Here is a 17,106-nt window from a genome sequence, read left to right as displayed (position 1 = left end):
ACAAACGAGAATCAATATCATTATCATCAAATGAAATAATTCGCAGAGTGAATTTTCGTTTTTGACACTTTTAACAGCAAAAAAATCTGCACTAATCGTTCAACTCGCAAGAAGAGACTGGTTCAGCAGCTTATTCACCTATACAACAATAATGGAGTCAATTTTGTTCAGGACAACGCGACCCCTGATCCTGGCCCTCTGCTGCGCAACCTTGCTGGCATGCAAGGCCGAGCTGGGTACCCCGGATCAGGAAGGAAACAACGGCAACACCAGCGGTAATAACGGCAGCAGTCAAACCACGCCTACCCCCCCGGATCCCGTGACCCCGCCATCGGACAACAACACCGGGAACAACGGCAGCGGCACGGGTTCAGGGAGCAACAGCGGAAGCGGCAACACAGGCAACACAGGCAACACAGGCAACACAGGCAACACAGGCAACACAGGTACTGTGACCCCGCCTACACCACCGGATCAACCGGACAAGGCACCTGATCCCGCCACCAAGCCCACCAGCCTGGATCTGGCGGGTGCGCTCTCCATCACACACGAGCAGGGAGCCCAATTCGATATCCAGCTCTGCGCCGACAAGGTGTGCGTGACTCAGAGCGCCCTGGCCGACGGCAGCTTTGGGTTCAAACTCAAGCTGAGCCAGTGGCCTCAGGATAAACCACTGAGGTTGACCGCCAGCAACCGCCAGCAGAGTGCGCCTATCCTCAGCAGTCAGCTGCCCTCGCTGGAGCAACTGCTCAAACAGGATCAAAATGGGGATGGCATCATCACCGAGCAGGAGGTACCCCATCTACACCTCTCCCCCATGCTGCTGGCATACCAGAGCCTCACCACGGCACTGCAAAAACGGGAAGGCAGGCAGGATGTCACTGCCCTGCTGGTCAGCGATCCACAGCTCAATCACGGCATGGCCCGCGAGCTGACCGCACTGCTGCAACTGGTACTCGATGGCGACATTCCCCTCCCGGTCAGCGAGATCACCCAGCTGGCCGAGCACCTGGTCGCCTACCCGCAAGTTCAGCCAGGTGCTGATCTGCAAGAAGGGCTGTTGAACTATGCCGTCCAGCAAGGGACGGCACTGCCTGTCGATACAAAGACCATGCTGGCTACTGCGTTCAAAGCCATGGCGGCCCTCGACACCCGCACCCCGGCCTATCAGCTGCACGCCACCTTCTACCCTCATCGACAGCTGACCCTGCAGGGAATATTCCCCTCGCGGCTTGGTGAGCCGACCGTCATGGTAGAGATAGGCGCCAAGCCCAATCACGATGGCCTTAACCAGAACTACTTCAAACCGGAACGCCCAATACGGCCACAGCGACTCCCCGTCAGGGCCCTGGATGGCCAGGTGCTTGACGGTCTGCCCGTCAAACAGGGCAACCAGTACAGCTTCACCCTCGCACTGCCGGACCTCAACAATACCTTCACCACTTGCCAGCCTGGCGAGAGCGAGACCAGCGACGACCTGATGCAGGACACCCTCACCCTGGTGGTACAGGATGAGAAGAGCGAGGTGGAGTTGCGATCCGTACTCGGATCCCTGTGCGAACTGGTCAAGCAGGACGGCAACCGGGACGGCATCCTCACCGCCAGCGAATTCCCGCGCCTGCAAGTGGGCTATACCAGCACGGCCCAGCAAGCCCTGCTGCTCAAAACCACACTCAGTGCCGGCATGGGCTCTTTCCTGGGCTGGCAAGCCTGGACCCTGGCGGAGCTGGATCAAAAACTCAAGGCACTGCCGAGGCATCAGGTTGAGCTGCTGGCAGCCATGGTCGCCCTGCAGGCCGAGGGGGAGCTCTGGCAGCAGCCCGTCAACCTGATCGAGGGCACTGATTTTCGCCAGCAACTGCTGAGCTGGCTGGAGATCAACATGGCCAATGAATATTCAACCGTGTCCCGCAACAATCTGATACCGGACCTGTTCAAACTGGAATCCGCCATCGCCGACAATAGCGGGCTGGGCCCCCTGTTGAATGCCAATCCAGACAAGAACATCTCCCACATCATCAAGGCGGCGGCCGGTCTGATCCGCAACTCGGAAAGCGATGCACCTCTCTATCCCGGTACCAGCACACCGGGTAGCTGGGTCACCCCCTACCCCAACAGCCCCCTATCCCCCGTCTGTCAGCGCGAGGTGTTGTCAGATCAAGTGATCGGTTTGGCCATTCTGGGCCAGGGCCGTGATCAGGATGGCAGCCACTGGGTCACCCTCGGCTGGCAACCCCAGGAGGGGGCGAGTCAGTATCGGATTGGCTGGGGGAAAACCCCGTTTGAGCATATTGAAAACGCCGAACAGCAAGGCATCAGCCAGCAGACTCGCATCACGCTCAAGGGTCTCCCTCGCTATCAGGACTACCAGATAAGAGTGATGAGCGAAGGCGGCACCATCAGCGCCCCCCTCCACTATCGGACGGGCCAGTTGCATGTGGCCGATACCCGCATCACCCACAGCATGGGAGACGATGACGGCAAGCGGGGACGGGATCTGGACAATCGCTGCGATCCTCTGAGCGGTCAGGCCGTCAACAGCAATCAGGATGGGGGGCTTGGCGCTCGCTACATCAAGCTGGACAGCCAGGGACAACCCCTGCCACGGCAAGACCTCTCCTACAAACAGTTGCCCTTCGCCTGCGTGGTCGATGCCTTGAGCGGACTGGTATGGGAAACCAAGGTGCAACACAAGGATGGGGAATCCTCCCTGCACGATGACAAGAGCCTGTTTGCCTATGACGATATCCAGAGCGACAACGCCTTCAACGGCAGCTGCTATGACCCGCAAAGTGGCACCCTGGCCAGCGATAGAAGCCGCTGCAACCTGAAGCGTCAGGTCAATCAGGTCAATCAGAGCAAGCTGTGCGGCCTGGATAACTGGCGCGCCCCGAGCCAGCAGGAGTTCTACGGCATCATGACCCTGACCAAAGAGAACCCCATAGCGCTCGATACCCGTTATTTCCCGCTCTATTCCGGCCTGACATACACCTACGGCAAATGGAACGAGCTGGAAGGTATCTTTTACGGCTTCTGGACGGCAGATGTCATGCCAGTGAGTCGCCCGGTCGGCACCTGGAGCCAGGATGATGGCGGGCCGGATGCCTACAAGGTACGGCCAGGCTCTGACCTCAGAGGCAGTATCGCCCGCCAGTATCAACCCCATTACGTCATGCTGGTCAGCGATGGCTTCAAGGTCACAGGAGAATAAGATGCACCGCTATTTCCCCCCCCTATTGCTGATCGCCACCCTGTTGCCGGTCACCAGCCAGGCCCGCGAGTGTCTGCCTGGCTATCAGGACGATCACAACCGTTTCGTTAGCGAGCAGGTCGACACGGCCGAGGGCAAGCTGAACGTGATCAACGACAGAGCCACAGGTCTACAGTGGCTCTATTGCCCCTATGGTCAGCACGCCAGTACCGATGGCACCGGCTGCGAAGGCACACCCGCGTTTATTTCAACCCGCGCCAACGTTGAAGACAATCCCTTGATGGGCGTTATCAAGCAAGCCAACGACCGGCTTGGTACACCCGCACAACCCTGGCGGGCCCCCGACATCAAGGAACTGTTTACCCTCTACAACAACCAGTGCCAGCCGGCCATTTATGCGGCACAAGGTTACCCTGCGACATCCCTCCAATCACAGATAGCGGCAGACAAAGAAACTCTGTGTGCTGACGCAGCGCCCAAGTGGGATAAGGTAGCCGAGCAGTGGATCGAGGTTCCCGATGATGTCAAAACTGCATGCCGCGCAGCTGAACAACAACTCTGGGCACTGGCTAACATCGCCTTTGGTTCAGACAGCTCGGGGGGGGGGAGGGATACGACTTTCTGAACTTTGCCGGCAGCGGGGAAACCTTCAACGTTGGCGGAGTAGGATTATCCAGCGTCATGCTGCGACTGGTCCGCCCCATCCCCACCGTTGAGGAGTGATCCCATCGGCCAGAGGGCCAGGCGCCCTCTGGCTATTTTTTCCATGGCTTTTACTTCCGCCAAGGGAGTAGGTATGATTCGGCCAGCGTAAAAGACTTGAATGGATGATCTGAACTCGATATGCGGATGAAACACCTGATTGCCGCGGCCCTGACCGCCCTCACCCTGTCCGGTTGCAGCCTGGTCTATCGCATTGATATTCCCCAGGGCAACTATGTGGAACAAAAACAGGTCGACAAACTGCGCCAAGGCATGACCCGCGAACAGGTCGAGTTCGTGCTGGGCTCCGCCATGCTGCGCGATGGCTTTGACCCGAACACCTGGTATTACCTCTATGAATTCCAGCCGGGGCGCGGCGAAAAAGAGCGCAAAGAGCTCACCGTGACCTTCGCCAACGACAAGCTGGCCACGGTCACCGGCGACTTCCCGTTACCAGCGGCCTTCCACACCCCGCTCTGATCGCATTCACAAAACCGGCCCAGCGCCGGTTTTGTTTTATCTCGTTCGCAAGGAGTGCTTGATGAGCCAGATCCTGATTGCCGGTGCCAGCGGACTGATCGGCACAGCCCTTGTCCGCCAACTCGATCCCGCTCACTCACTGACCCTGCTCTGTCGCAAGGCGGGTGCTCCCCAGCCCCGGCATCACTGGCTGCCAGCCGACTTCGAACAACTGGCGGATCTGGACCTGCCCTCCCCTGTCGACATCGCCTTCTGCTGCCTGGGCACCACCCGCAAGCAGGCAGGCTCTGACGACGCATTTCGTCGGGTCGACCACGACTATGTGCTGGCTTTTGCCAAGCTCGCTCGCCGCCACGGCTGTCAACGCCTCATTGTCGTCTCGAGTCTGGGAGCCAACCCACGCTCACCGGCCCTCTATCCCCGCACCAAGGGGCAGATGGAACAGGCCTTGCTGGCGCAATCCTGGCAACGGCTTGCCATAGTGCGCCCCGCCATGCTGCTCGGCAACCGCCAGCCACCGCGCCGTTCCGAGCAATTTTTTCAGGCACTCTATCCGCTGCTGCGTCCCCTGCTCATCGGCAAGCTGCGCCGCTGGCGCGCCATTGACGCCAGCCAGGTCGCCCACGCCATGATAGTGCTCAGCCAGCAGGAACATGGTATCGAACTGGTGGAAAACGAGCGCCTGCAACGTCTTTAAGCTCTGCTCCTCAATACCCATCCTGAAAGACGCGGCCAGAGATATCAGTTCGCCGATAACAGGTTTTTGATCACCTCAGCATCGATCTGTGCCACCTGATGCTGATCGCCCAACACGCCTTCGGCCAGCTCCCGCTTCTGGGCATGCAGCGCCACAATTTTCTCTTCCACCGTCTGCTCGCACACCAATCGATAGACGGTGACCGGCTCAGTTTGACCCATCCGGTGAACCCGATCGCTGGCCTGATCTTCTACCGCCGGATTCCACCAGGGATCGAGATGGATAACCGTATCGGCCTCAGTCAGGTTGAGCCCGGTGCCTCCCGCTTTCAAACTGATCAAAAAGAGCGGTATCGCGTCGGTTTTAAAACGTGCGATCGCCTGTTGCCGCTGCTTGGTGTTGCAACTGCCATCGAGATAGCAGTAATCGAGCGCCACATCGGCCAAACGCTGACGCAGCAGGGTCAGCAGATCGACAAACTGGCTGAAAATCAAGATCCGGTGACCGTTGTCGATGGCCTCCAGCGCCAGCTCCATCGCCGCATCCAGTTTGCTCTGTGGCTGCGACCAATCGGGCAGCAGCAAGGCGGGTGAACAACAGATCCGCCGTAACCGGGTGAGGTTGCTCAGCATCAACATCAGGTTGTGCCCCTCACCACTCTCCATCTGGCTTAATGCTTCGCGCCGGCTCGCCTCATACAGGGCAAGTTCCGGCCCGGAGAGCTGGATGTGATGAACGATCTCGGTTTTTTCTGGCAGCTCGGCCAACACTTCGCGTTTGAGGCGCCGCAACACAAAGGGCGCGATAACTCCTTTCAACTGGGCAAGATGGGCCGGATCACGACTCGCCTTGCCAAACCTCTGTTTGAAATGGGTTTTATTACCAAGCAGACCCGGGTTAATAAAGTTGAACAGGCTCCAGAGCTCACCGAGATGGTTTTCAACCGGAGTGCCACTCAAGGCGAGTCGAAACTCGCCATCGAGCTTGAACAGCGCCTTGGCGCGCGCCGTGCTGGCATTTTTAATCTGCTGCGCCTCATCGGCCACTATGGTGGCCCATTTAATCTCGCCAAGCTCGGCATGGCTGGTCACCAGCCCATAGGTAGTCAACAGCAGGGAGCCCGGCCCCAGATTGGCCACTGCTGCGCCCCTGTCTTGCTGCTCATTGAGCACCTGTACCGTCAGCTCAGGGGCAAAACGGGCCGCCTCGTCACACCAGTTGGTCAACAGCGAAGTGGGCACGATCACCAGCGCAGGCCCCTGCTCTTTTCTAAGCCGAAGCAGGGTCAACGCCTGGATGGTTTTGCCCAGCCCCATGTCGTCAGCCAGACAGGCCCCGAAGCGGTGCTGTGCCAGATTGGCCATCCACTGCACCCCCACCCTCTGATAATCGCGCAGCGATGTCATCAGCTCGGCCGGACAACTGGCCTGCTGGCGCCAGGCGTCGGTCAGCCCGCGCCATCCTGCATCTCCGCTGACCGCGCTCTGCTCAAGCAGGTGCATCAGTGGATAGGCCAGCCGCTGGCTGACCTGCTGCTTGTCATCCACCAGCGCCGCCAAGGTGGTCAACCGCGCCAGCAGTGATTCGCTCAACATCAGCTGAGCCTGTTTACCCTCAATGGTGATATAGCGCCGGCCACCGGCCACTTGCCGCAACAACAGCCGTAAATCGAGCACCTGCTGCTGATCGACCTGTAATTCGCCGTCGATGGCAAACCACTCCTGCTGTTGCTCTATTCGCAGAGTCAGCGCCTCTTCGCCAATCAGATGCATCCTCTGGCTGTCGCTGTGCCATTGCAAGCGAACCCCCAGTTCATCAAGGGCGGCGAACCGTTCCAGCATGGGGATCATCTCAACGCCGCTCAGCGACCAGGGGCCCTTGCCCACCAATTCCAACGCCTTGGCCACTGTTTTGGTCAGGGCGCGCTCTTGCTTCAATGACCGCTGCCAATAGTGATGAGGGGCTTGCCAATCTTTAATGAATTCCGCCCCCAGCCCCAAGGGGATCGCCTTGCCCCCCGCCAACTGGTTAACCAGCTGCAGGTTCAGGGTCTCTTTTTGCAAATCAGCCAACATCACCGCATCGATGGGGCAAGGGCTTAGCCGGGTATGACTGCAGAGCGCCGGATGCTCACTGATCCAATCCAGTTCGGGTTGATTGTTGAGGGTATCTGCCAATTTAGGCAGCGCTTCGGCTGGCAGTTCAGGCATGCGCGCAAGATGGGGCAACAGCTCTTGCACCTTGGCTGGCACCGCCTCCACTTGCCACAGATCGGCGGCAATCGGGGTAATTTTCTTGCGGTTGGTTACCGATACCGCTTTACCGTCGCTCATCAGGGTCGCTTGCCAGCGACCCTCACGCTCTTCAATGGTGACCAGTGGTGAGTTGAACAGCAGGGCTAAGGGCGTGCCATCACTGGTTTGCAGGCGGGGATGTTCTGCCAATATCCGCAATGTACCGAGATCAGGGGCGCAGTAGTAGTTATGCCGCATGCTATGAGCAATGCGCAGATCCTGCTCGTCAGCCACCTCGGGATAGAGGTTGTCGATATCCCACAGGTTGTGAATCACCCGACCACTGCTCCAGCCGCCTTTGACACTCTCCTTTTGCAAGCGGCAAACCAGCTCGTCGCCACGCTTGTCAAGCCGCCACACCAGCCGTTCACGTTTACCTACTTCCTGCTGTGGCGATGGCAAGCTGGCGAGCCAACGCTCCCACTGTGCAGGGCGATGAATCGCAAAGATGCCAAGGGACGTTGACTTATCCAGCAGCAGACGCAGCAAATCCTGACACAGCGCCATCAACAGGTGCTGTGGGGGCGCCGCTAAAAGGGGCTCTACTTGCCAGGTTACCAACTCACCAACATCAACGCCTGACTGCTGGGCCTGCCATAGCAAACAGAGCACCAGCCACAGTTGCCCCCAAGCTATGTGAGGTTGGGAAGTAAACGCCTCAACAGGACCACGCCACTCTCGCATCAAGATAGCGGGCGGCATCCGACCTTTCTCGCCCAGTAGCAACAAGGGTTCCACCAGCCAGGGATGCTGTTTTTTCGCCCATGTCATCGCCTGCTTGTGCCACTTGAAGATATCTCCCCCCACAACTGCAAGCAGACCGAACCAAATCACGGTCAAACCACCGGGGAAAAAACCCTTCTGGCTGGCACGAACACGCCATGTCAGCAACGCCAGCTCCAACGCGGCCGCTTGCCCGGTCCCATCACCTTTATAGCCACGCAGCAAATCGACAAGCTCGCTCGGACCTCCCGGATAGTCAGACGTCTGCAGCGTCAGCAGACAATCCTGCTCGAACTGCATATAGGAGAGCTGATCTGCCATCACTGGCCTATCCCCCTCCGAACACAACTCTCCCCAAGAGTAACTAGGGATTCCATTGAGGAACTCTTCCTCATGCCAGCATCTTGCAATCACCTGCTGTAACTTGAGGGACAGGTAACCAAAAACTTGCGTCGCGCCCATGGCGCCGAACACTTCCCTGTCTGCCTCACGCAACTCACGCTGATGCCAGACTGCCTGTTTTCCCTGCATCAACAGCCTGGCATAGGCGATGTAATTCCAGTTGGAAAAGCGCACGTCACCGGGGAGAGCCTGAGGCTGACTGAAATAGAGATAGAGCAGAAACCAGAACCCCTCTGTCGCCAACGTATAGATCCCGTTTCGCTCCAGATGAATCATCTCGGTATCGACCAACTCGGCCAATGCTGTCCTCTCAGCCGCTTTGAGCGTATGACCCATGAACCGACCAAGTTGAGTCACATTGCATTGATGGTGGTTTGCCACATAAAAGAGCAGCTGGTTATGAATAGCGGTAAATTGCATGGCAGCAGTCCTGACATAATCGAGGTTGCAGTGGTTACAGCAGAGGCTTGCGGGTGTCAATCCGGGAGTGATGACGAACAAACGGGAGCCATTATTCCCCTCGCTTGCGGTTGGTATTGGGCCGGCCGCCAGTCACCACATCGGCGCGCCCTTCTTCTTTGGCCTTCTCTGCCCGCTTCTTGCGCATCTCTTTCGGATCGGCAATGAGCGGACGATAGATCTCGATGCGATCCCCATCCTGCAGCAACTCGGAACCCTTGACCGGACGGCTGTAGATACCGAACTTGTTGACCGACAGATCGATCTCTGGGTGCCTGGTCACGATGCCGGACTGCTCGATGGCAGCCAGCACGCTCGTCTCGGGGGCAACCCGGATGCGCAGCACCGTCTGGCGCTCGGGCAGGGCATACACCACCTCGATATTGAGTAAATCAGACACCGTACACCACCTTGGCGCGGTTGGAGAAAGCGAGCACCATGGAACCCACCAGATCGCGGAAAATCTGGCCAAATGCCAGCTCGATCAACTTGGACGTGAACTCAAAATCGAGGTCGAACTCGACCTTGCAGGCATCCACATCCAGCGGCGTAAAGGTCCACCAGCCAGCCAGTTTGCTAAAGGGACCGTCCACCAGCTCCATTTTTATCTGCCGGTTGGCATCGAGCTGGTTGCGAGTGGTAAACGTCTTGGCAATTCCCGCCTTGGCCACATCCACCGAGGCCGTCATGTAGTCATTGCCGGTTTCGTGAACGCGGCTGCCGACACAACCGGGCAGAAACTCCGGATAAGCGTGAACATCATTGACCAGCCGGAACATTTGTTCGGCGCTGAACATCACCAGGGCACTGCGAGTAATACGGGGCATGGGTTTTCCTCATCCAATCGGGCCGATTTTATCACCTTGTCAGCTAAAATCACCGCCGAAACTGCTCACAATGCCGTCACTCAAGCGGTTGCGCGTTTTACTACCGCCGCCACCCACCTACAAATCATCGTCCCGGCCAACATCACCACCCAAACTGCTCACAATGCCATCACTCAAGCGGTTGTGCGTTTTACCGCCGCCGCCACCTCTAAATCACCGTCCCGGCCAAAATCACCACCGAAACTGCTCACAAAGCCGCCACTTGAGCGGTTGCGCGTTTTACAGCCGCCGCCACCCACGTATAATGCGCCTTCCTAATCATTGCCAAAGGCGCCCGTCATGAGCAAAAAGAACAGTAAAAACAAAGCCGGGTCCAGCACCATTGCACTCAACAGAACCGCCCGTCACGAGTACTTCATCGAAGAACGTGTGGAAGCCGGTCTGTCCCTGCAAGGGTGGGAAGTCAAATCCCTGCGGGCGGGCAAGGCCAACATCAGCGAAGCCTATGTCATCTTCATGCAAGGCGAAGCCTTCCTGTTCGGCTCCACCTTCTTGCCACTGAATGCCGCCTCCAGCCACGTGGTATGTGACCCGACTCGCACCCGCAAACTCCTGCTGAGCCGCCATGAGCTCGACAAGCTGGAGAGCCTGACTGCCCGTCAGGGCTACACCATAGTGCCGCTGGCACTTTACTGGAAAGAGTGCTGGGTCAAGGTCGAGATCGGCCTGGTAAAAGGCAAGAAAGAACACGACAAGCGGGAAGACACCAAGGCCCGCGAATGGGATCGGGAGAAAGCCCGCATCATGAAGAACAAGCATCGCGGCTGATTGTGCGCCGCCAGCGCTTGCGCGGCGTCCAATAAACCAGCAATCGACCGGCCAAGGCCGGTCGATTGCTATCAACGCCTTGCCATGACAGGATTTTTGCGTACAATCGCTTTTGACAACTTGGGGCTGATTCTGGATTCGACAAGATTCACGAAACCCAAGGTGCATGCCGAGGTGCGGTAGGCCTCGTTAACAAACCGCAAAAAAATAGTCGCAAACGACGAAAACTACGCACTAGCAGCTTAATAACCTGCATAGAGCCCTTCTACCCTAGCTTGCCTGTGTCCTAGGGAATCGGAAGGTCATCCTTCACAGGATCGTGTGGAAGTCCTGCTCGGGGCGGAAGCATTAAAACCAATCGAGCTAGTCAATTCGTGGCGTGTCTCTCCGCAGCGGGTTGGCGAATGTAAAGAGTGACTAAGCATGTAGTACCGAGGATGTAGTAATTTTGGACGGGGGTTCAAATCCCCCCAGCTCCACCAAACGTTTGGAAAGGGCCACTTCGCAAGAAGTGGCCCTTTTTATTTGTATCCTGTTTCCACTCCGTATCGAACGATTGAGCCTTTACTGGCAGTGTATTCGGCTAACTCGCTGGGATGTCAGACAAATTCCCCCGCTCTCAGGCGCCGCGCCGGCCATCTGCACCACTTTTTGCCGGGTATTCGCCCTCCATCCTGCACGCCAGACGAGGAATAAAACGGCGCTTGGCCCTGCCGCTCATTGTGTCTCCTGTGCCTGGGCGCAGACCCAGTCGACAAAGGCCTGGATCTTGGGGCACTGACGGTTGGGCAAGGTTGCTATGTAGTAACGCTGCTCGCAGCGCACCTCCATGCCAGAGAAAGGGGCAACCAGTTCATGTCTGGCCAGCCGCTTGCTCACCAGGTTCTTGCGGCCCATGGCGACCCCGGCGTGATTCATGGCGGCGATAATGGCGAGATCGGAGCGATCGAACCCCATGTTCGACTGGCAGGCGTCGAGGGAGATGCCGCACTGGCGAGCCCAACTGCTCCACTCGTCGCTGTCCGAGTCATAGCCCCAGGCCTGCCTGTCGTGCAGCAGGCGACAACGAGGCAAGTGGTCAGGATTGTCCAGCAGCCCATGCTGCTCGGCATATTCGGGGCTGCAGACCGGCACCATGTACTCATCCATCAGCGGGTGGATGGCGAGCCGCTCAGGGAGTTTGTCATCGAAATAGATCGTCAGGTCTATGCCATAGCCGTGCAGATTGATGTTCTCGTTCCCTGTCATGACGTTGAGATCGATCTGGGGATGCAGGCGAGAAAAATCCGCGAGTCTGGGCACCAGCCAGCACTGGGCGATGGAGGGGCGGGAGTAGACGGTCAGGGAACCGGACAGTTCCTGATGCTTGATCTCCAGGATCTCCTGATTGATGAACTCCAGCGATGACTTGAGCGCCCAGAAGACTCTTTGTCCCTCTGCGGTCAGCATCACCTTGCGGTGAAAGCGCTGGAACAGCTTGAAACCAAGCTCCTCTTCCAGCGCACTGATCCTGTGGCTCACCGCACTGGGGCTCAGCGCCAGCTCATCCGCCGCCAGGGCAAACGAGCTGTGACGGGCCGCCGCCTCGAAGGTATGCAGCTTGGATAGCTGATAACCGTTTAGCAGTTTGTTTCTCGATACGTAGTTGTCTTCGGTATACATCTGGCACGCCTCTTCGCCCCAAAAAACGCACAGATGATAGCCAGAAACCCCGCCTTTGGATGCAGCCAAACAACTCAAACCTCATCAAAGAAGATAAATGTGATGAATGTGGCACCTTTGCATCAACCTGGATCACTCAAGACGCCATTTTCATCATTTGTCAGCCGCCCGTCATTTTCATTCAATAGGCGCCTACATCATCACTCATGACACATAGAGGCGCAGTATGAATTCTGAAGTGTGGGTCGTCGGTACCTTGCTGACTAGCATCATTCTGATTGTCTTCACCATAGTGAAGGGCAAGGTACATCCTTTCCTGGCTTTGCTGCTGGCGAGCTTCTATGTCGGCACCATGATGGGGATGAACCCGGTCAAGATGGTAAACGCCATGGAAGAGGGCATAGGCGGCACGCTGGGCTTTCTCGCCGCAGTCATCGGACTTGGCACCATACTCGGCAAGATGATGGAGGTATCGGGGGCGGCGGAGCGCATAGGTCTCGCCCTGCAGAAGTGCCGCTGGCTCTCGCCTCAGGTGATCATGGTGTTGGTCGGTCTGGTGTGTGGTATTACGTTGTTTGTCGAAGTGGGAGTCGTGCTGCTCATTCCGCTGGCCTTCTCCATCGCCCGCAAGACCAGGACCTCGCTGCTGACGCTGGCCATCCCGCTCTGCACCGCCCTGATGGCCGTGCACTGCATAGTGCCGCCCCACCCGGCCGCGCTCTACGTCACCAATCAGCTGGGTGCCGACATAGGTTCCGTCATCGTCTACGGTCTCGCGGTCGGGCTGTTTGCCTCCCTGGTGGGCGGCCCGCTGTTTCTGAAGCTGCTCGGCAAACGGGTGCCGTTCAAGGAGGTGCCCGCCGCCTTTGCGAATATAGAGGCGCGCGACGAGGCAAGCCTCCCGACCCTGGGCGCCTCCCTCTTCACCGTGCTGCTGCCCATACTGCTGATGCTGGCCAAGACGGTGGCCGAGCTCAACATGGATCACGCAAGCGGCCTCTATACCCTGCTGGAGTTCATCGGCAACCCCATCACCGCCATGTTCATCGCCGCCTTCACCGCCTACTACGTGCTGGGGATCCGTCAGCACATGAAGATGGAAGAGCTGCTGAACCAGACCGAGCAGTGCTTCTCCTCCATCGCCAACATTCTGCTCATCATCGGTGCGGGTGGCGCCTTCAACGGGGTGCTCAAGGCAAGTGGCCTGGGCGATAGTCTGGCCACTATCCTCTCACAACTGGATATGCACCCCATTCTGCTCGCCTGGCTGGTGGCTATCGTGCTGCACGCCGCCGTGGGCTCCGCTACCGTTGCCATGATGGGCGCCACCGCTATCGTCTCCCCCATCATGGTGCACTACCCGAACATCAGCCCCGAGATCATGACGCTGGCCATCGGCTCCGGCGCCATCGGCTGCACCATGGTGACCGACTCCCTGTTCTGGCTGGTCAAGCAGTATTGCGGCGCCACCCTGAACGAAACGCTCAAGTACTACACTACCGCCACCTTTGTCGCCTCCCTGATGGCGCTGGCCGGTACCTTCCTGCTCTCCTATATCGTGTAACAAGACCGAGACATCCCATGAAAAACATCGACGTCCAACAACTCATTACCCAATTCCCGCTGGTGCAATCCCTGATCGCACTCGAGCCCGTGACCTGGTTCAACCCCAAGGCCAGCACGCTGGCGGTTGGCCTGCCCTATGTGGGGCTGGATGGCAGCAATGTGGCGGATGCCTCCGCCCGGCTTGCCCGCTTCGCCCCCTACATGTGCGACGCCTTCCCCGAGACCCGCGCCAGCAAGGGCATTCTGGAGTCCGAGATCGCCGCCATCCCGGCGATGCAGGCAACGCTCAATGCGCGCTACGGCGTCGAGGTCACCGGCAAGTTGCTGCTGAAAAAAGACAGCCATCTGCCCATCTCCGGCTCCATCAAGGCACGCGGCGGCATCTACGAGGTGCTGACCCACGCCGAACGGCTGGCGATCAAGGCCGGGTTGCTGTGCGAAGAAGACGACTATCGCAAGCTGTTCAGCGAAGAGTTCCGCCAGTTCTTCGGCCAGTACAGCATTGCCGTGGGCTCCACCGGCAACCTCGGCATGTCCATCGGCATCATGAGCGCCAAGCTCGGCTTTACCGTCACAGTGCACATGTCCGCCGATGCGCGGGAGTGGAAGAAGCGCAAGCTGCGCGAACACGGCGTCATAGTGGTGGAATACGCCGAAGATTACGGGGTGGCGGTGGAGCAAGGTCGCAAGGAGGCCGAACGCGACCCCAACTGCTTCTTTATCGATGACGAGAACTCCCGCACCCTGTTCCTTGGTTACTCGGTCGCGGGCGAGCGGGTGAAAAAGCAGTTCGATGAGATGGGCATCAAGGTGGATGCCGAGCACCCGCTGTTCGTCTACCTGCCCTGCGGCGTCGGCGGCGGCCCGGGTGGCGTGGCCTTTGGCCTGAAACTCGCGTTCGGTGACCACGTACACTGCCTGTTTGCCGAACCGACCCACTCCCCCTGCATGTTGCTGGGGGTCCACACAGGATTGCACGACAATATTGCGGTGCAGGATCTGGGCATCGACAATCTCACCGCCGCCGACGGCCTCGCGGTGGGGCGTGCATCCGGCTTCGTCGGCCGCGCCATGGAGCGGCTGCTTGATGGTTTCTATACCCTGAGCGATCAGGAGATGTATGACCTGCTGGGGCTGCTGGCGCGGCATGAGCAGATCAAACTCGAACCCTCTGCCCTGGCCGGCATGCCGGGCCCGTGGCGCATCGCGGCCGATCGCGAATGGCCGGCGGATCGCGGCTTCGATACCGCTACCCTGGCCCGGGCCACCCATCTGGTATGGGCTACCGGCGGCGGCATGGTGCCCGCCGAAGAGATGGAAAAATACCTGACTACCGCCAAAATTTGATCTTTTTTCACCCGATAAACCCGCCACTCTGGCGGGTTTTTCTCTTCATGGATCAGCAAGATGGCACATCCTTTGCCTTGAACATGAGCACGCCACGTCTCCTCCTGCGGCTGCCAATCCCCCCAAGTTGGTTATTTTGTGATAAGATAGGGTCCGTTTTTTGACATCTGCGCCCAGTTCGCACCGTTATCCGGCGAGATCGCTACCCAATCCGGTGATAACAACGAACAGAGGTGCGCAGAAAAACAGTGACCTGGTTGAGTCAGGTCTGGTCGCAGTCGAGAGGCTGTTTTACCAGACGGGCAACACCCAAGGGCACCTTAGATAAGGAGATCGGGCAATGAAACAATATCAAAGCTGGCTGGGACAATATCTGATGAGTCGCCGCGATGGAGATCACGCCATGGCATCCGAGCTCGCCAACTCCATCTGCGAGTTCTGGCAGACCCAGGGTGACGAAGCCGAAAGCAGCAAATGGCAGCAGCGCTATCAGCAACACGCAGAGCAAGCGCAGTAAGCCACTTGACTCTTCACCGATAAAAAACCGGCGCTCATGGCGCCGGTTTTGCATTTTAGTCTTACCGCTTACATCTGATCGACCATGTCCTGGGCGAACTGGGAGCAGGAGCGCAGGGTGGCGCCTTCCATCAGACGCTCGAAGTCATAGGTGACCGTCTTGTTGGCGATGGCCGCTTCCATGCCCTTGATGATGAGATCGGCCGCTTCGACCCAGCCCATGTGGCGCAGCATCATCTCGGCGGAGAGGATCAGCGAACCCGGGTTGACCTTGTCCTGACCGGCATACTTGGGCGCAGTGCCGTGAGTCGCCTCGAACAGAGCCACACCGTCGCCGATGTTGGCACCCGGCGCGATACCGATACCACCAACCTGAGCGGCCAGGGCGTCGGAGATGTAGTCACCGTTGAGGTTCATACAGGCGATGACGTCGTACTCGGCCGGACGCAGCAGTATCTGTTGCAGGAAGGCGTCGGCGATGACGTCCTTGACCACGATAGTCTTGCCGGTTTTCGGGTTCTTGAAGGAGCACCAGGGGCCACCGTCGATGAGCTGGGCATCGTACTCTTTCTGGGCAAGGGCATAGCCCCAATCCTTGAAGGCACCTTCGGTGAACTTCATGATGTTGCCCTTGTGCACCAGGGTCACGGAGTCGCGATCGTTGTCGATGGCATACTCGATGGCGGCACGCACCAGACGCTCGGTACCGGCCTTGGACATGGGCTTGATGCCAATGCCGCAAGACTCGGGGAAACGAATTTTCTTCACGCCCATCTCGTTTTGCAGGAAGGCGATAACCTTTTTGGCTTCATCGCTGTCCGCCTTCCACTCGATACCGGCGTAGATGTCTTCGGCGTTTTCGCGGAAGATCACCATGTCGGTCAGGTCAGGACGCTTGACCGGGCTCGGGGTCCCTTCGTAGTAACGGACCGGGCGCAGGCAGATGTAGAGATCCAGCTCCTGACGCAGGGCCACGTTGAGGGAGCGAATACCGCCACCGACCGGGGTGGTCAGCGGGCCCTTGATGGCCACGCAATATTCACGAATGAAATCCAGGGTTTCGGCCGGCAGCCAGGCACCTTCGCCATAGATATGAGTCGACTTCTCGCCGGTATAGATCTCCATCCAGGCGATCTTGCGCTCGCCTTTGTAGGCTTTCTCGACCGCAGCATTGACCACATTCAACATGGCCGGGGTCACGTCCACACCGATGCCATCCCCTTCAATAAACGGAATGATCGGATGGTTGGGAACCTGCAGCTTGCCGTTGGCATCGACTGTGATTTTCTGGCCCTGGGTCGGGATAACTACTTTGCTTTCCATCGGCATCTCCTAACTTCCGTTTGTTATCAATCTGTAAGTTGCGCGCGGCCATCTTAGCCCATTCGTTTT

At 58.3% G+C, this 17,106-nt stretch carries 13 protein-coding genes and 1 other RNA gene; 9 read left to right on the top strand and 5 right to left on the bottom strand.

The features are described 5' to 3' along the window. Window positions 1-163 precede the first annotated feature (163 nt). The 4 genes from GWQ29_RS18865 to GWQ29_RS18850 all read left to right on the top strand — a co-directional run bounded on the left by GWQ29_RS18865 (window position 164) and on the right by GWQ29_RS18850 (window position 5,090). The gene (locus GWQ29_RS18865; protein WP_275920066.1) at window positions 164-3,211 is read left to right on the top strand and encodes a DUF1566 domain-containing protein; all 3,048 of its coding nucleotides are present in this window, start codon (window positions 164-166) and stop codon (window positions 3,209-3,211) included. Between the two features lies 1 nt (window position 3,212). Then, a complete protein-coding gene (locus GWQ29_RS18860) occupies window positions 3,213-3,836 on the top strand; it encodes a DUF1566 domain-containing protein (protein WP_275920065.1) in 624 nt (207 codons plus the stop codon). 218 nt (window positions 3,837-4,054) lie between these two features. Beyond that, window positions 4,055-4,393, top strand: a complete 339-nt coding sequence (locus GWQ29_RS18855) for an outer membrane protein assembly factor BamE (RefSeq protein WP_011898937.1) — start codon at window positions 4,055-4,057, stop codon at window positions 4,391-4,393. A gap of 61 nt (window positions 4,394-4,454) precedes the next feature. Then, window positions 4,455-5,090, top strand: a complete 636-nt coding sequence (locus GWQ29_RS18850; protein ID WP_275920064.1) for an NAD(P)H-binding protein — start codon at window positions 4,455-4,457, stop codon at window positions 5,088-5,090. A 44-nt stretch (window positions 5,091-5,134) separates the two neighbouring features. On the opposite strand, the gene GWQ29_RS18845 is transcribed toward GWQ29_RS18850, so the two are convergent. The 3 genes from GWQ29_RS18845 to GWQ29_RS18835 all read right to left on the bottom strand — a co-directional run bounded on the left by GWQ29_RS18845 (window position 5,135) and on the right by GWQ29_RS18835 (window position 9,795). Next, on the bottom strand, window positions 5,135-8,929 hold the full coding sequence (locus GWQ29_RS18845) for a DEAD/DEAH box helicase (RefSeq protein WP_275920063.1): 3,795 nt from the start codon (window positions 8,927-8,929) through the stop codon (window positions 5,135-5,137). 91 nt (window positions 8,930-9,020) lie between these two features. Then, window positions 9,021-9,368 carry an RnfH family protein gene (locus tag GWQ29_RS18840; RefSeq protein WP_275920062.1) on the bottom strand — a complete coding sequence of 116 codons (348 nt, stop codon included), beginning with the start codon at window positions 9,366-9,368 and terminating at the stop codon, window positions 9,021-9,023. Further along, window positions 9,361-9,795 (bottom strand): SRPBCC family protein, encoded by a 435-nt coding sequence (locus GWQ29_RS18835; RefSeq protein ID WP_005312837.1) that lies wholly within the window; start codon window positions 9,793-9,795, stop codon window positions 9,361-9,363. The genes GWQ29_RS18840 and GWQ29_RS18835 overlap by 8 nt, the downstream gene beginning before the upstream one ends. A 339-nt stretch (window positions 9,796-10,134) precedes the next feature. On the opposite strand from GWQ29_RS18835, the gene smpB reads away from it, so the two are divergent. Further along, on the top strand, window positions 10,135-10,623 hold the full coding sequence (gene smpB / locus GWQ29_RS18830; RefSeq protein WP_005312834.1) for an SsrA-binding protein SmpB: 489 nt from the start codon (window positions 10,135-10,137) through the stop codon (window positions 10,621-10,623). Between the two features lie 122 nt (window positions 10,624-10,745). After that, window positions 10,746-11,105, top strand: a transfer-messenger RNA (tmRNA) gene (gene ssrA / locus GWQ29_RS18825). 235 nt (window positions 11,106-11,340) lie between these two features. On the opposite strand, the gene dsdC is transcribed toward ssrA, so the two are convergent. Further along, complete coding sequence (gene dsdC / locus GWQ29_RS18820; protein WP_113722040.1) at window positions 11,341-12,285, bottom strand: DNA-binding transcriptional regulator DsdC; 945 nt, start codon at window positions 12,283-12,285, stop codon at window positions 11,341-11,343. A 226-nt stretch (window positions 12,286-12,511) separates the two neighbouring features. On the opposite strand from dsdC, the gene dsdX reads away from it, so the two are divergent. The 3 genes from dsdX (at window position 12,512) to GWQ29_RS18805 (ending at window position 15,715) form a co-directional block, all read left to right on the top strand. Then, on the top strand, window positions 12,512-13,849 hold the full coding sequence (dsdX, locus tag GWQ29_RS18815; RefSeq protein WP_275920061.1) for a D-serine transporter DsdX: 1,338 nt from the start codon (window positions 12,512-12,514) through the stop codon (window positions 13,847-13,849). A 17-nt stretch (window positions 13,850-13,866) separates the two neighbouring features. Further along, complete coding sequence (locus GWQ29_RS18810) at window positions 13,867-15,198, top strand: D-serine ammonia-lyase (protein WP_275920060.1); 1,332 nt, start codon at window positions 13,867-13,869, stop codon at window positions 15,196-15,198. Window positions 15,199-15,538: 340 nt separating this feature from the next. Then, window positions 15,539-15,715: a hypothetical protein gene (locus GWQ29_RS18805; RefSeq protein WP_005312753.1), complete on the top strand. Its 177-nt coding sequence runs from the start codon at window positions 15,539-15,541 to the stop codon at window positions 15,713-15,715. Between the two features lie 68 nt (window positions 15,716-15,783). Here GWQ29_RS18805 and icd read toward each other — a convergent pair whose 3' ends face one another. Beyond that, window positions 15,784-17,037 (bottom strand): NADP-dependent isocitrate dehydrogenase, encoded by a 1,254-nt coding sequence (gene icd / locus GWQ29_RS18800; protein WP_005312750.1) that lies wholly within the window; start codon window positions 17,035-17,037, stop codon window positions 15,784-15,786. Window positions 17,038-17,106 lie beyond the last annotated feature (69 nt).

Source organism: Aeromonas sp. 2HA2 (assembly GCF_029237345.1).
Classification (GTDB): Bacteria; Pseudomonadota; Gammaproteobacteria; order Enterobacterales; family Aeromonadaceae; genus Aeromonas; species Aeromonas salmonicida.
The sequence above is the reverse complement of the archived record's forward strand: the minus strand, read 5'-3'. Positions and strand labels throughout refer to the sequence as shown.